Here is a 12,522-nt window from a genome sequence, read left to right as displayed (position 1 = left end):
AACGACCAGTCTTGTGACTGGTCGTTCACGCTTCATAAAATTATTGAACCCGTGGTTCGTTGTTTTCTTGGATTTTAGTCGTTGTTTTGTTGAAGGCACCTTTGGCTTTGCGTCCTTGTTTTGAAGCAAAGTCGCCAGTTGTTTCAGCAGCACTGCTGACTTTATCTTGCACTGTTTCGGAATCTTTTTCGAATTGTTCACGGGTTTTGACATCCGCAACATTCACATTCACTTCAATGACATCTAAGTTCGTCATTTTATTGACTTGTGTTGATACAACATCTTTGATTTGATCATAGATCGTTGTCATGTCACTGCCATATTCAGCAATGATATCTAAATCAACAGCTACTTGTTTTTTCCCAACTTCAACGTTGATACCAGAAGTGACATCATCCGTATTCACTAATTTGCCGGCGATATTTGAGAAGAAGCCACCATCTACTGTTAATAGACCCTCTACAGATTCTAGTGCAATGCCTACGATTTTTTGAATCACTTTATCTTCGTAAGTTAATTCTCCTTTAACACCTGTTGTTGTTGGTTTTGTTTGGTTTTCCATCGTACATTCCTCCTAATATCTTCTTTAAATTAATATAATAGTACCAAATTTTAGCGTTGCGGTCTTTGAAATTGCTCAAAGAAACCGACTTCTTTTAGATAAAATCCCAGATATGTGCCTAGTGCAGTGAATATCAATAGCAACAAGGTCTTCAAAAAGCCGATCGTGATCAAGAGAATCGCTAGAATCAAACCCAACACTGCAAAAATAGTTGGAATTTTATAATGACTGAACCATTCATTCATCTCATTTTCCTCCTATACCACACGTGGTTGTTGATGCGGTGTGGGTTTTATTTCAGCATCCTTCAAGATGACCTCTGTCTGGATGTTGCTTTCAATACCAAATAGCTGTTGTAAATTCGCACTGATAGCGGTCACTAAACGTTCTTGTTTTTGTGGTATATCAGCTGTCTGCTTCATTTCACCATCTAATTTGACAGATACTTTGTTTTTAACAATATTGATTTTCGCAGATGGTTGATGAATGAACGCCGTTTCTTCTGCTTGTTGAACAATAAAATGTTCTAAAGCTTTCTTTTGGATCACCAATTGACCATTTTTGTGCTTGATGACTACGCGGTCTGAACGTTTTGGAAAAAAGATGACCACGATAATCGCTAAGAGCGCAAAACAAGCAAAGCCTGCTGACAGCCAAAAGATGAACATCTCCATGGAAGCGCCGATCCAAGGATATTCCGCTAGCGGTATCAGATAAAAGGGCAATTGAACTGCTTGTTGTGTGGCAACCATACCAAAGAAAAAGAGTAGCAATAACAATAACAATCCGACAACAAAAATCACTTTAGAAATCTTACGCATTGGCAACCTCCTTTGCTTCTTGCTACTTAAAGCATACACATTTCTCAATCGATCATCAAATAATAACTCCTGAAATTGATTATTTTTTGAGATACAGCTTTTTTCTGCAATAAAGCAATTATTTTTCATTGCCCTTGCTGTCAAAGAGTTCTTTTCCTATTCATTCCACCAACATCTGCGCCAAAAACGCAAATAAATTGTTATTCTCAGCGAGAAAGTTTCTCTAGTTCTTCTTTTTTCCGCTGATACATTTCCGCAAGATCATTTTCGGAAATCGGCTGCCCGAATGGCCGTGGGTGTGTCAGAAACGCGCGTTCGGGTGCATCGACACCGACATTCAGATTTTCTGCGATCGGTACGCTATGGTGATGGATATGACCGTGCAAGTTTCGGCTGTTTTTGGTGATCCCCAGCAACATTGGATAATGGGTCAGCAAAAACTGCTGATGATCGAACTTGATCAAGGCACCGACATCTTCAAATGCAAATTTGGCTTGTCCTGATAAACCAGGATCATTGTTTTTTAAATAACGAAAAAATGCACGGGTATCATGATTGCCTTTGATAAACACAATCTTCCCTTGCAATTGTTTGAGTACAGATAACACCTCAGGAAATCCTTTTTCATAAGCGGGATGCATCGCAACATCTCCCAAATGATACACAGTATCTTGTTCCCTCACCACCTGGTTCCAACTTGCCACCATCACTTGGTGCATTTGCGTCACAGTTGCAAATGGCCGCGGGGCAAAATCATTGTTTCCCAATAGTGCTTCATGAAAAAAATGTGTATCAGCTATAAAAAAATTCATCTGGTCTCCCTTCTCATATGACTTCTAATGGCTGTTTTTTTGTTGGCGGCAAAAATCTTGCGTCAATTTGTTCAAGCTCTGCAGCAGAAAATCGAATCTGCTTCGCTTCGATATTCTGGATCATATGTTGGGCATCACTGGTTTGGGGAATCGCTAATGTCTGACCATTGCGAATCGTCCACGCCAATAATAATTGAAAGACAGAAATCCCCTTTTGTTCCGCCATCGACTTCAACAATGGATCGTTGCGGAAGTGGTTGCCTCGACTGTCGCCTTGTGCAATGGGCGAATACGCGATCAGTGGAATATCTGCTTCTTGCAACCATGGTATCAAGTCATATTCGATCCCGCGGGCACCTAAATTATATAACACTTGATTGGCAGCACAATGTGATCCATCTGATACTTGCATCAGTGCCTGCATCTGTGAGACATCAAAATTTGAGACCCCCCAATTGCGGATTTTTCCAGCCGCTTTGGCAGCCTCCATTGCCGCAACTGTTTCTGCTAGTGGAATATCTCCTGGCCAATGCAATAGATAGAGATCTACATAATCCGTTCCCAATCGTTCCAGTGAACGATCCAGCGCTTGCGGCAATTCGGTTGTTGATGCGTGCCAAGGGTAGACTTTAGAAATCAGATACAGGTCGCTGCGGGTATACCCTGCGATGGCTTTGCCAACCAATGTTTCGGCGGCTCCTTCGCCATACATTTCTGCTGTATCGATCACAATGAGTCCACCATCGATCCCCACTTTTAACGCTTCGATCTCTGCTTGTTCTTTGACTGGCTCATCTCCCATATGCCAAGTGCCCATCCCAATTGTTTCTTGTATGATACTTGTTTGATCGTCCTTCATTTGTCACCCTTCTTTCCAATCAAATCCTTTTTTAAACGTACGACAATTGCTGGCACGTTATCGGTAGGTCTAGTATAAAAAGAAAACGCAAAAGATACAAAAAAAGCGCATCGCGTCCCATTCCGTAGAATGCAGACGCTGATGCCCTTCAAGCTCATCGATTATTTACACTTTTTCAAACAAACCACGGCTGATAAAGCCGTCCATTAAAAAGTAAAATTTTTCTTGGAGCATTTTTTGTTTTGGATCTTTAAAAATATTGACAGCCTTTAGCCCATTGGCTGTGGTGATCGACATTTTAAATGTCTGAATGTCTTTGGCCACCGTAATTTTCAGTTTAAATCCTTCTTTGCTTTGGGGTGTTGCTTCTAATCCGCGGATCAGTTGGAAATTCCCGCCATTTGTTTCAGTGAAACCATTATCTCGTAATGTATAGCGTTTTGCTTCTGGCGCCAATCGATAGACCACTTCAGCACCTAGGACGGTCGCTTGTGTTTCAAATGCCATTTTTCCACCTCATTTAACTCATTTCTTCTATTATAAATAGTTTTGAAAAAGAAAGCTAGCGGAACTCTTATTTTTTGGAATTCAGCACTGTTTCAGCCAAAAGCTGCGCGAATTGGCGGACTTCCACCATCGTATTGCCCAAGCCAAAACTAATACGGACAGACTCTCGAATGGCTGGATGTTCCTTGCCCAACATCGCTTCCAGCACATGAGAAGGCTCAACGTTCCCCGCCGTGCAAGCACTCCCTGTCGATATGGCTGCACCTTTCAGATCCAGCTTCATCAAAAGCAAGTCGCTGCTGACACCCGGAAAGCGCAAATTAAGAATATGCGGCAATTTGCTTTTGGCGTTCCCGTTTAATTGATAGGACACCCCGTTTTTTTGCAGCGTGTCTAGCAAAGCTTCAGCAAACTGTTGATAGTGGGCCGTATTTTCTTGTTGGACTTGCTCCGTCAGCAACGAGGCCGCTTTGGCCATGCCCATGATCCCCACAAGGTTTTCTGTGCCGGCCCGTCGTTTTTCTTCTTGCTCGCCACCATGCAGATACGAAGGCAAAGAGATCCCGTCGCGTTTATACAGAAAGCCAACCCCTTTGGGTCCATTGATTTTATGGGCGGATATACTCAGCAAATCAATGCCATTCTCAACTATATTCAACGGTATTTTTCCATATGCTTGTACCGCATCTGTATGAAAAACAGCCTGATGCGTCCGTAAGACTGCCCCAATCTCTGCCATCGGCAAAATATTGCCAGTTTCATTGTTGGCACTCATGATCGATACTAGGATCGTATCTGACCGTAAAGCAGCTTCTAGATCTGCCACCGCTAATTGACCTGTTTGATCGACTGGCAAATAGGTCACTTCAAAGCCAAGTGTTTCTAAGTAATGCATGCTTTGAATGACAGCCGGATGTTCGATTTGCGTTGTGATGATATGTTTACCGCGGTTTTGTTGACAGATAGCGGTCCCAATGATCGCTGTATTATCGCTTTCTGTCCCTCCACTGTTAAAAATAATCTCATGTTCTTTGACACCTAACTGCGCCGCAATGGTTTGTCGGGCAGTTTCTAATTTGGTATGGGCATCCCGACCATAGTGATGGATACTTGATGGATTACCAAAAATCGTTGCCATCGTTTCACTCATCACTTGGATCACATCAGGATGGATCGGCGTTGTCGCCGCGTGGTCTAAATACACCATTTTATTCACCTTTCTTTCATATGTGCCATTATAGCAGAACTTACGTATGCGTCTAATACAAACCACTGCGAAAAAATCTGTCCTACACAACCATTGTGGTTAGGACAGATACATACATGCTATTTAGGCAGACACAATCAACGTAGATTGCTTACTCTTTGCCAGGTTCAGAAGCGATGACTGTTAATTCTCCCACCAATTCCCATTTTTTGATTGGATTTGGCAAGATACAGCTTGTACCCATTTTCAATTCATAGGAATGACCATCGATCACCAAATGACCATAGCCTTGAATCACTGTCATCAATGTGTAGGCAGCTTGTTGCTGTAAGTTTAATTTACCACGCACTTCCCATTCATAGACGTTGAAAAACGGCGTTTCTAAATAGGTCACCACAGCAGAATTTCCTTGTTTGACTTCCTTGATGGATAATTCAGGGGTCCGGGCAGGAACCGTCGTCACATCAATAGATTGCTGGATATGCAATTCCCGTGTTTGTCCTTGATCATCGGTTCGGTCATAATCATAGACGCGATACGTCGTATCAGAACTTTGTTGGGTTTCAAGAATCATGATTCCTTTGCCGATCGCATGGATCGTGCCGCTTGGCACGTAGAAGAAATCACCTTTTTTGACTGGTACTTTGGTCAAGAGGTCATCCCATCGGCCGTCCTTGATCATTTCTGCTAATTCTTCCTTGCTTTGCGCATGATGCCCATAAATGATTTCGGCATCCGGCTCAGCATCGATAATATACCAGCATTCTGTTTTTCCTAACTCGCCTTCGTGGGTCAAACCATAGGTATCATCTGGATGGACTTGGACAGACAAGTCATCTTCAGCATCCAAAATTTTGATCAGTAAAGGAAAAACGTCCTTATCTGAATGGCCAAACAGCTCTTGATGGTCGCGCCACAAATCGACCAAAGTTTTTCCTTTAAACGGGCCGTTTTCAATGACACTGACACCATGCGGATGTGCACTGATCGCCCAATCTTCGCCGATTTTGTCATTTGGCAAGTCAAAACCAAAGACTGTATGCAGTCGGCTGCCGCCCCAAATTTTTTCTTGAAAAACTGGTTTCATAAATAATGGTTCCATAATTGATCCCCTCTCTCATTGTTCGTGGATATTATAACATGAAACGGGTTACGTTTGAGATTCTTTTAGGTAAGAAGCAACGATTTCGTCGCGATGCGTGATGTATGCTGCCCGATGATCCTGAGGATGCACACGATTCGACAAAAAAATAAAGGCCTGCTGCTTCTTCAAATCAACCAACATAAACGTACCGGTATACCCTGTATGAAACAATTGCTGGGTTGGACCTATGAGATCCCAACCATAGGTACGCAAGCGATCACCTGTTGTTTGCGGCTGTTTCAATGCCTCGATGATCCTCTTTGAGAAGAAAGGCGTTTCGTGCGACGCCGCCTCAAATAACGTCTGGACAAAAGCTGTTACATCATCCACTGTGGAGAATAATCCTGCATTACCGGCATGGGGGCCTAAAATACGTGCTTTGGGGTCGTGAGTAACGCCTCTAAGCACTTGTCCATTTGCTTGTTGTTGGGTAGGGACGATCATGGAGGACTGCGCTTTTGAAAATGGCGGAAACCCACTATTTGTCATGCCTAATGGCACGAGTACTTGTGCGCAAAAAATCTCGGTCAATGGTTTTTGAAACAGTTTCTCCAAAAGAAACCCTAATAGGATAAATCCTGTATCTGTATAGTGCACCCTTTGTCCGGCGGAACCATCACTGGCAAGGGTAAGATACGCTGCCTTCAGTTCTTCTGCAGACAACTGATCTCGATGAGGGATCCACGTATGGATAGCCGCAGTATGGGTCAACAAATGTTTGATTTTCACGCTTGCGTCTTTATATTCCGGCAGCCAGTACTGTAAAGAATCGTCCATATCAATCATGCCTTGATCCCAACATTTCAATAGCACAGTCGTTGTACAGATCACTTTTGTTAGCGATGCTGTGTCAAATACATGTGTCGCAGTCATTTTTTCTTCCGTCGGCAGCATGGATGCATGCCCAAAAACATACGTCTCCTGTGTCCCTTTCCTAAGGAAGCGTACGACTGCCCCAGGATAGACTTGCGGCATGTTCTGTTCTATCAATTTCAATGTGTTTGCGTACATTATATTCCTCACTTCACCCTATTTCTATGCGTCAGCCACCACTCATCAAAAAAAGATACTATCCACAGTGGAGAGTATCTTCAACTGATTTATTTAGACTGACATGGAACGACGTCTTTTTGAACGATGAACCACCATTCAATCCCAATGGTATCATAGGTCGTTAGTAATGTTCGTTTCTTGTCGATGAAGAATTCTTGCTGCTCGTTCGTTAAATGTTTTTCTAATGTATCAAGATCTTCTTGACTGATCGAGATTTTCAGGAAGTCAAGGCCTAGTACTTCGTGGGTTGGTAAATCGATCGTACCGCCTTGTGCTTGCGTCAAACCAACTTGAAAATCGCCATCATTCAAAAGAAACGCGGCTTCTTCAGATTCTTGGGTCTTCAGTCCCAGCACATTTTCTAAAAAGGCTTGTGCCTTCGCTAAATCGCTGACATGTAAATATAGTTTGCCAAACCGGACAGCTGCTGAAAGTGCTGCTGGCTTTTTAGGTGCTGCATTGATCAAGTCCACTTCGTTGTTCGGTACGGATTCATTGCCTTGCGCGGTATAACGCACTTCAATCAAATTGCCTTCTGGATCTGCCACTGTGAAGCCTAATTGATTGGTTTCAAAACGTGTGTCTTCAAATGTCAACCCACGTTGTTGGACATTTTTGGCAATCGTTGCGGCTTCAGCTAAAGTTGCCGTCTCCAAGACAATGCGCTGCATTTTCTTGATTTCACCGATATGGTCCGTTGCTCGTGGGCTTTCTTCCAACCATAGGATCTCTTTGGTATCCCCTTTATACCCAAAGATCGCCAATTCATTTTCTTCCCTTTTCAGTTCGAACCCCACCACATCTCGATAAAACACGATGGCTTGATCACGGTCTTTGACACGAATCGCAACTGTCAATAACTTGCTGCTGCGCCCCAATAAGAAATCTGTCATTTTTTCTCCCCCTACATACATTTGTACCCATTGTACTGATAAAAATGCATTCTAGCAAATGAAATCCATGTCAAAAATACATTTTTTTTTGCATGAAAGAGGAAAAACTACATAAATAACAACCACCAAACCAAAGATGATGGATTCCATCGGGAAAGCTTTGCTTCATTGCTCCGCTTTTTTGAGTGACTAAACCACAACAGCCACTCGGTCAACACCTAGGATCTGCGTTCCACCATAGTTGATCTGGTTGGTGATAGAAACCGAAGAAACCCCTGCAAGTAAAGCTTTTTGTGCACTTAACACCTTAGGCAGCATGCCGCCAGTCACCACGTTATCTGCAATCAATGTTTGCATTTCTGACAATGAGATTTTTTCCAACCACTTGTCTTCCTTCTTGATCCCTGGCACATCTGTCAAAAGAAATAACTTCTCTGCTTGCAGACTTACTGCTACTTGACAAGCAACTTCATCTGCATTGATATTCAGCCATTGTCCTGATGCTGTGATTCCTAAAGGTGCAATAATGGGGATATGCTGTTTTTGTGTCAGCAATTGCAGAAATGCTGTGTTGATCTGCGCCACATGTCCGACAAAGCCTAATTGGGCTTCATCGATCACAGCGCCAGTAATCAGTTGATCACAGCCAGCATTGAGTCCGACTGCCTGCATGCCTGCTTTTTGGAAGCGTGTGGTGATCATCGGTTGAACTTGTCCTAAAAGAACCATGCGGGTCACTTCTAAGGTTTGCGGATCAGTTACCCGCAAACCGTCTTTGATAGTGACTGGCAGCGCCATTTTTTCCATCATTTCTGAAATATAATGACCGCCGCCATGAACGATCACGATTTTTTTCCCAGCGGCTTGCCAATCACTGACTTGCTGAAAGAATGACGGTGTTAGGTTATCTGAAGCGACGCCGCCAATTTTGATTACGATCGTTTCCATACACAATGCTCCTTTTTATGTCCTTTTCTCTGATCAGGTGTGGTAAAGGGCGTTGATTTTGACATAATCATAGGTCAAATCACACCCCCACGCCATGCCTTGTCCTGAGCCTTCTGCCAATGCCACCTGAATCTCCACTTTGGATTGGGCTAACGCCTCCTGCATCATGTCTTCATCAAAACCAACAGGTTTTCCTGACTGGAAGACGACAGTACCAGCTAAGGAAATCGTTAATGCATTCGGATCGATGGGTTGTCCGCTGTAACCCACGGCACATAATATCCGACCCCAGTTGGGATCTTTGCCAAACAATGCGGTTTTGACCAGTGGCGAGCCAACGATCGTTTTACTGATCATCCGGGCTGCCTCATCTGTGACTGCCCCGATGGTGTTGGCTTCGATCAATTTGGTCGCCCCTTCACCATCTTGGGCAATTTCTTTGGATAGTACGGTCAACACAGCATGAAACATCTTTTTAAACAGGTCATAGTCGGCCGTATTTTCTTGGATCTCAGACGGCTGCGCCAGTCCATTGGCGAACACCAGCACCATATCATTGGTAGAGGTATCCCCATCAACTGTAATTTGGTTAAAGGTGACCTCTGTCAGTTCTCGCAAAAGTTTTTGCAGCAATTCAGTTGAGATCGCTGCATCGGTGGTGACAAAAGCCAACATCGTGGCCATATTCGGATGAATCATTCCTGATCCTTTGGCACATCCCGCCATCGTCACGGTTTGGCCGCCAATCTGACTTTGGATCACGATACTTTTTTCTGTTAGATCCGTAGTAAGGATTGCCTTCTGGAATGCGTGCGGGTCACCTGCTTTTTTCAACTGAGAGATGCCAGTGGTAACTTTCTCCATAGGCATTTGTCGACCAATGATCCCTGTAGATGCGACAGCGATTTGATCTGGTGCCAGCCCGAGTGTATCGGCGGCAGCTATCGCCATGTGCTGTGCATCCTCATAGCCTTGTGCACCGGTACAAGCATTGGCATTGCCAGCATTGACGATCACCCCTTGCAGTTGACCTGATGCCATCTTTTCTTTGGTCACTTGGATCGGTGCTGCTTGCACCTGATTGGTCGTAAAAACAGCCGCCGCGTTAGCAGGTACTTCTGATACGATCCAGCCCAAATCAACTTTCGTTTTTTTCAATCCGCAATGGATCCCGTCAGCATAAAATCCTTTAGGTGACGCAATGGTTCCGGCAATGACTTCCATACTATTTTCCTCCTGCTTATCTCACACGCAATTTTTTCGTTTCTTTGATTTGATTATGGGTAGACCGGCACTTGCAGCAAACCGGCTGTTTCGGAAAGGCCGGCCCAGCAATTAAAGTTTTGGATTGCTTGCCCTGCAGCACCTTTGCCTAGATTGTCGATGACCGCCACCACAGTCAAGATTTGTGTGTCTGGATTCAAAGATAGGCCAATATCACAAAAATTAGTGGCGGTGACTTGTCGCAGTTCCGGCATCTTCCCCACCGGCTGTACTCTAACAAAAGCAGCATCTTCATAAGTAGCCAAAAATTGCTGATACAAGTCTGCTTCCGTGACCGCATCTTTGATTGGAGCGTACACTGTCATGAAAATTCCTCGTTTCACAGGAATCAAGCTGGTTGAGAACTGGATATGCTGGATGGTTGGATCCCATTGCTGCAATTGCTGGACGATCTCTGGTATATGCTGATGCTGGTTCAATTTGTACATCGCCATGTTTTCTGAAGCATTGACATAATGGCTGCTATCAGTCAAAGACTTCCCGGCACCGGAAAGCCCTGATTTGCCGTCAAAAATCAACGTCCCCGCTAGCCAACCTTGTTGAAGGATCGGTGCAGCCGCCAAAATCGCAGCCGTCGCATAGCAGCCTGGATTGGCAATCAGGTTGCCATTGGCTGTGGTAAACTCTGGTACGATATATTCAGCTTGTGCCAATAATTCTGCATCAGCTGCTTCCTTCTGATACCATTTTTGATAGTCTAAAGGATTTTTTAAGCGCAGATCACCAGACAAATCGATAACAGGAAACTCATTCTCCGCAAAGTCAGCTGCCAACGTTCGACTAATACCTGCCGGCGTCGCAAAGAAGACCAACTCATTTGCTTGTTGAATGTACTGGGGATCATAAGGCAAAATCTCTTGATCCAGGAAACCAGTTAAATGAGGATACAATTTTTCTGCATGTTCATGCATCGAATGACTATGGATCGTTCCCACCTCCAACACGGGATGTTGTTGGATCAAACGAATCAACTCAACTCCGGTATATCCTGTAACACCAACGATTGCTGCCTTCAAACGCTTCTCCTCCTTGTGATAAATTACTTATGATTATAGGCAACTCACAATAAGATGTCAACGGTTATTTATAAAAATATTCATAAAAAACAGAGAATATTCGTCATTGACGCAAATAGTTGTTTTTTTATACATTTATTTTCTGCATTGGGCTTAGCCCAAAATGCTGCGAAGAATCGCAATACCTGCGGCTGTCTCTTCTTCGGTGATCGTTAATGGCGGCAATAACCGTAAGACCTGTGTTCCTGCTTTCAGTGCCAACACATGTGCCTCTCTTAATTGCTGCATGACTTGCTGCAACGTATCGGCATCTTTTAGAACCAAACCGATCATCAGTCCTGATCCTCGAACTGCTTGCACTGTGGGCAAATCTTTTAAGCCTGCCAATAATTGTGCGCTGCGCGCTTGAACATTGTCCTGTAAAGAAGGCACAGCAATTTGCTGACAAACAACGGCAGCAGCAGCCATCGCCAATTTATTGCCCCCAAATGTCGATCCGTGACTGCCTGGCCCAAAAGCCGATTTCAATGCTGCTTTCCCGACCAGCGCCCCCACAGGGATGCCGTTGCCCAATCCTTTAGCCAGGGTAAACATATCTGGCTCAATATCATACTGTTCAAACGCATAAAAGGTGCCTGTACGCCCCATGCCAGTTTGAATCTCATCGATGATCAACAGCGTACCATTTTCTTTACAGTGAGCAGCGACTGCCTGTACCCACTCTTTCTCAGCTGGGATCACGCCACCTTCTCCTTGGATCAATTCTAAGATCACTGCTGCCGTGTCTGCTGAGAGTGCTTGCGCCAAGGCTGCTTCATCGTTGTAAGTAAGATAGGTAAAGCCTGGTACCAAAGGGCCGAATCCATCTTGGATCGCTGCTTGTCCAGTTGCGGACATGGCCCCAAATGTTCGGCCGTGGAAAGATTGCTGAAAACTGATGATTTGACTGCGTCCCGTCGCTTTACGTGCCAACTTTAAGGCAGCTTCGTTGGCTTCTGCGCCACTATTGCAAAAATAAACCGCATATTCTGAGGTGTGAGGTATTTGCTGCACCAATTGGGCAGCGACTGTTTCTTGCAATTGGCTCTCATACAAGTTGGGCATATGCCATAGTTTCTCGGCTTGTGCAAGCAATGCTTGCTGGACTTCTGGATGACCATAACCCAAATTGACTACACCGATACCACTTGTCAAATCTAAGTATTCTTTGCCCTGCTGATCTTTCACATAGGCGCCTTGCCCCTCAACGATCTCAAAAGGGAGTTTATTATAGTTGGAAAATAAATGACTCATCCTATCACACACTTTCTTTTTTGTATTAATATACATAAAATAAACGTAAATAGCAATAAATATTTATTTATAGCGGGATTTATTCAAAAATAAACCAGGTATTAGATAAATATATACAAAAAA

General features: G+C 43.9%; 14 protein-coding genes. All 14 read right to left on the bottom strand.

Going from position 1 to position 12,522, the window contains the following annotated elements:
- Positions 1–40 precede the first annotated feature (40 nt).
- Entirely contained in the window at positions 41–562 is a 522-nt protein-coding gene (locus AEQ18_RS08100; RefSeq protein WP_054115827.1) for an Asp23/Gls24 family envelope stress response protein, read from the bottom strand.
- Positions 563–612: 50 nt separating this feature from the next.
- Positions 613–807, bottom strand: a complete 195-nt coding sequence (locus AEQ18_RS08095) for a DUF2273 domain-containing protein (protein WP_054115826.1) — start codon at positions 805–807, stop codon at positions 613–615.
- A gap of 12 nt (positions 808–819) precedes the next feature.
- Positions 820–1,383, bottom strand: coding sequence for an alkaline shock response membrane anchor protein AmaP (amaP, locus tag AEQ18_RS08090; protein ID WP_054115825.1), 564 nt, complete (start codon positions 1,381–1,383; stop codon positions 820–822).
- 206 nt (positions 1,384–1,589) lie between these two features.
- Positions 1,590–2,195 carry a metallophosphoesterase gene (locus AEQ18_RS08085; protein WP_054115824.1) on the bottom strand — a complete coding sequence of 202 codons (606 nt, stop codon included), beginning with the start codon at positions 2,193–2,195 and terminating at the stop codon, positions 1,590–1,592.
- A gap of 13 nt (positions 2,196–2,208) precedes the next feature.
- A complete protein-coding gene (locus AEQ18_RS08080) occupies positions 2,209–3,054 on the bottom strand; it encodes an aldo/keto reductase (RefSeq protein WP_054115823.1) in 846 nt (281 codons plus the stop codon).
- Positions 3,055–3,219: 165 nt separating this feature from the next.
- Positions 3,220–3,561, bottom strand: coding sequence for a DUF1831 domain-containing protein (locus AEQ18_RS08075; RefSeq protein WP_054115822.1), 342 nt, complete (start codon positions 3,559–3,561; stop codon positions 3,220–3,222).
- Between the two features lie 67 nt (positions 3,562–3,628).
- Positions 3,629–4,768: a cysteine desulfurase family protein gene (locus AEQ18_RS08070; protein ID WP_054115821.1), complete on the bottom strand. Its 1,140-nt coding sequence runs from the start codon at positions 4,766–4,768 to the stop codon at positions 3,629–3,631.
- Between the two features lie 151 nt (positions 4,769–4,919).
- Positions 4,920–5,873, bottom strand: a complete 954-nt coding sequence (gene manA, locus AEQ18_RS08065) for a mannose-6-phosphate isomerase, class I (RefSeq protein ID WP_200908908.1) — start codon at positions 5,871–5,873, stop codon at positions 4,920–4,922.
- Between the two features lie 45 nt (positions 5,874–5,918).
- Positions 5,919–6,923, bottom strand: coding sequence for a serine hydrolase domain-containing protein (locus tag AEQ18_RS08060; protein ID WP_054115819.1), 1,005 nt, complete (start codon positions 6,921–6,923; stop codon positions 5,919–5,921).
- 89 nt (positions 6,924–7,012) lie between these two features.
- Positions 7,013–7,858, bottom strand: a complete 846-nt coding sequence (locus AEQ18_RS08055; RefSeq protein ID WP_054115818.1) for a VOC family protein — start codon at positions 7,856–7,858, stop codon at positions 7,013–7,015.
- A 189-nt stretch (positions 7,859–8,047) separates the two neighbouring features.
- Positions 8,048–8,806, bottom strand: coding sequence for an acetylglutamate kinase (gene argB, locus AEQ18_RS08050; RefSeq protein ID WP_054115817.1), 759 nt, complete (start codon positions 8,804–8,806; stop codon positions 8,048–8,050).
- Between the two features lie 33 nt (positions 8,807–8,839).
- Positions 8,840–10,030, bottom strand: coding sequence for a bifunctional glutamate N-acetyltransferase/amino-acid acetyltransferase ArgJ (gene argJ / locus AEQ18_RS08045; protein ID WP_054115816.1), 1,191 nt, complete (start codon positions 10,028–10,030; stop codon positions 8,840–8,842).
- Positions 10,031–10,083: 53 nt separating this feature from the next.
- Positions 10,084–11,106 (bottom strand): N-acetyl-gamma-glutamyl-phosphate reductase, encoded by a 1,023-nt coding sequence (gene argC, locus AEQ18_RS08040; protein WP_054115815.1) that lies wholly within the window; start codon positions 11,104–11,106, stop codon positions 10,084–10,086.
- A gap of 153 nt (positions 11,107–11,259) precedes the next feature.
- Complete coding sequence (locus AEQ18_RS08035) at positions 11,260–12,399, bottom strand: acetylornithine transaminase (RefSeq protein ID WP_054115814.1); 1,140 nt, start codon at positions 12,397–12,399, stop codon at positions 11,260–11,262.
- Between the last annotated feature and the right edge of the window lie 123 nt (positions 12,400–12,522).

Origin of the sequence: Enterococcus sp. RIT-PI-f, assembly GCF_001297065.1 — a bacterium.
Taxonomy (GTDB): Bacteria; Bacillota; Bacilli; order Lactobacillales; family Enterococcaceae; genus Enterococcus_D.
The sequence above is the reverse complement of the archived record's forward strand: the minus strand, read 5'-3'. Positions and strand labels throughout refer to the sequence as shown.

Coding starts and splice junctions, on each gene's coding strand:
- AEQ18_RS08100 (WP_054115827.1), bottom strand. CDS start 562: ATGGAAAACCAAACAAAACCAACAACAACAGGTGTTAAAGGAGAATTA.
- AEQ18_RS08095 (WP_054115826.1), bottom strand. CDS start 807: ATGAATGAATGGTTCAGTCATTATAAAATTCCAACTATTTTTGCAGTG.
- amaP (WP_054115825.1), bottom strand. CDS start 1,383: ATGCGTAAGATTTCTAAAGTGATTTTTGTTGTCGGATTGTTATTGTTA.
- AEQ18_RS08085 (WP_054115824.1), bottom strand. CDS start 2,195: ATGAATTTTTTTATAGCTGATACACATTTTTTTCATGAAGCACTATTG.
- AEQ18_RS08080 (WP_054115823.1), bottom strand. CDS start 3,054: ATGAAGGACGATCAAACAAGTATCATACAAGAAACAATTGGGATGGGC.
- AEQ18_RS08075 (WP_054115822.1), bottom strand. CDS start 3,561: ATGGCATTTGAAACACAAGCGACCGTCCTAGGTGCTGAAGTGGTCTAT.
- AEQ18_RS08070 (WP_054115821.1), bottom strand. CDS start 4,768: ATGGTGTATTTAGACCACGCGGCGACAACGCCGATCCATCCTGATGTG.
- AEQ18_RS08060 (WP_054115819.1), bottom strand. CDS start 6,923: ATGTACGCAAACACATTGAAATTGATAGAACAGAACATGCCGCAAGTC.
- AEQ18_RS08055 (WP_054115818.1), bottom strand. CDS start 7,858: ATGACAGATTTCTTATTGGGGCGCAGCAGCAAGTTATTGACAGTTGCG.
- argB (WP_054115817.1), bottom strand. CDS start 8,806: ATGGAAACGATCGTAATCAAAATTGGCGGCGTCGCTTCAGATAACCTA.
- argJ (WP_054115816.1), bottom strand. CDS start 10,030: ATGGAAGTCATTGCCGGAACCATTGCGTCACCTAAAGGATTTTATGCT.
- AEQ18_RS08035 (WP_054115814.1), bottom strand. CDS start 12,399: ATGAGTCATTTATTTTCCAACTATAATAAACTCCCTTTTGAGATCGTT.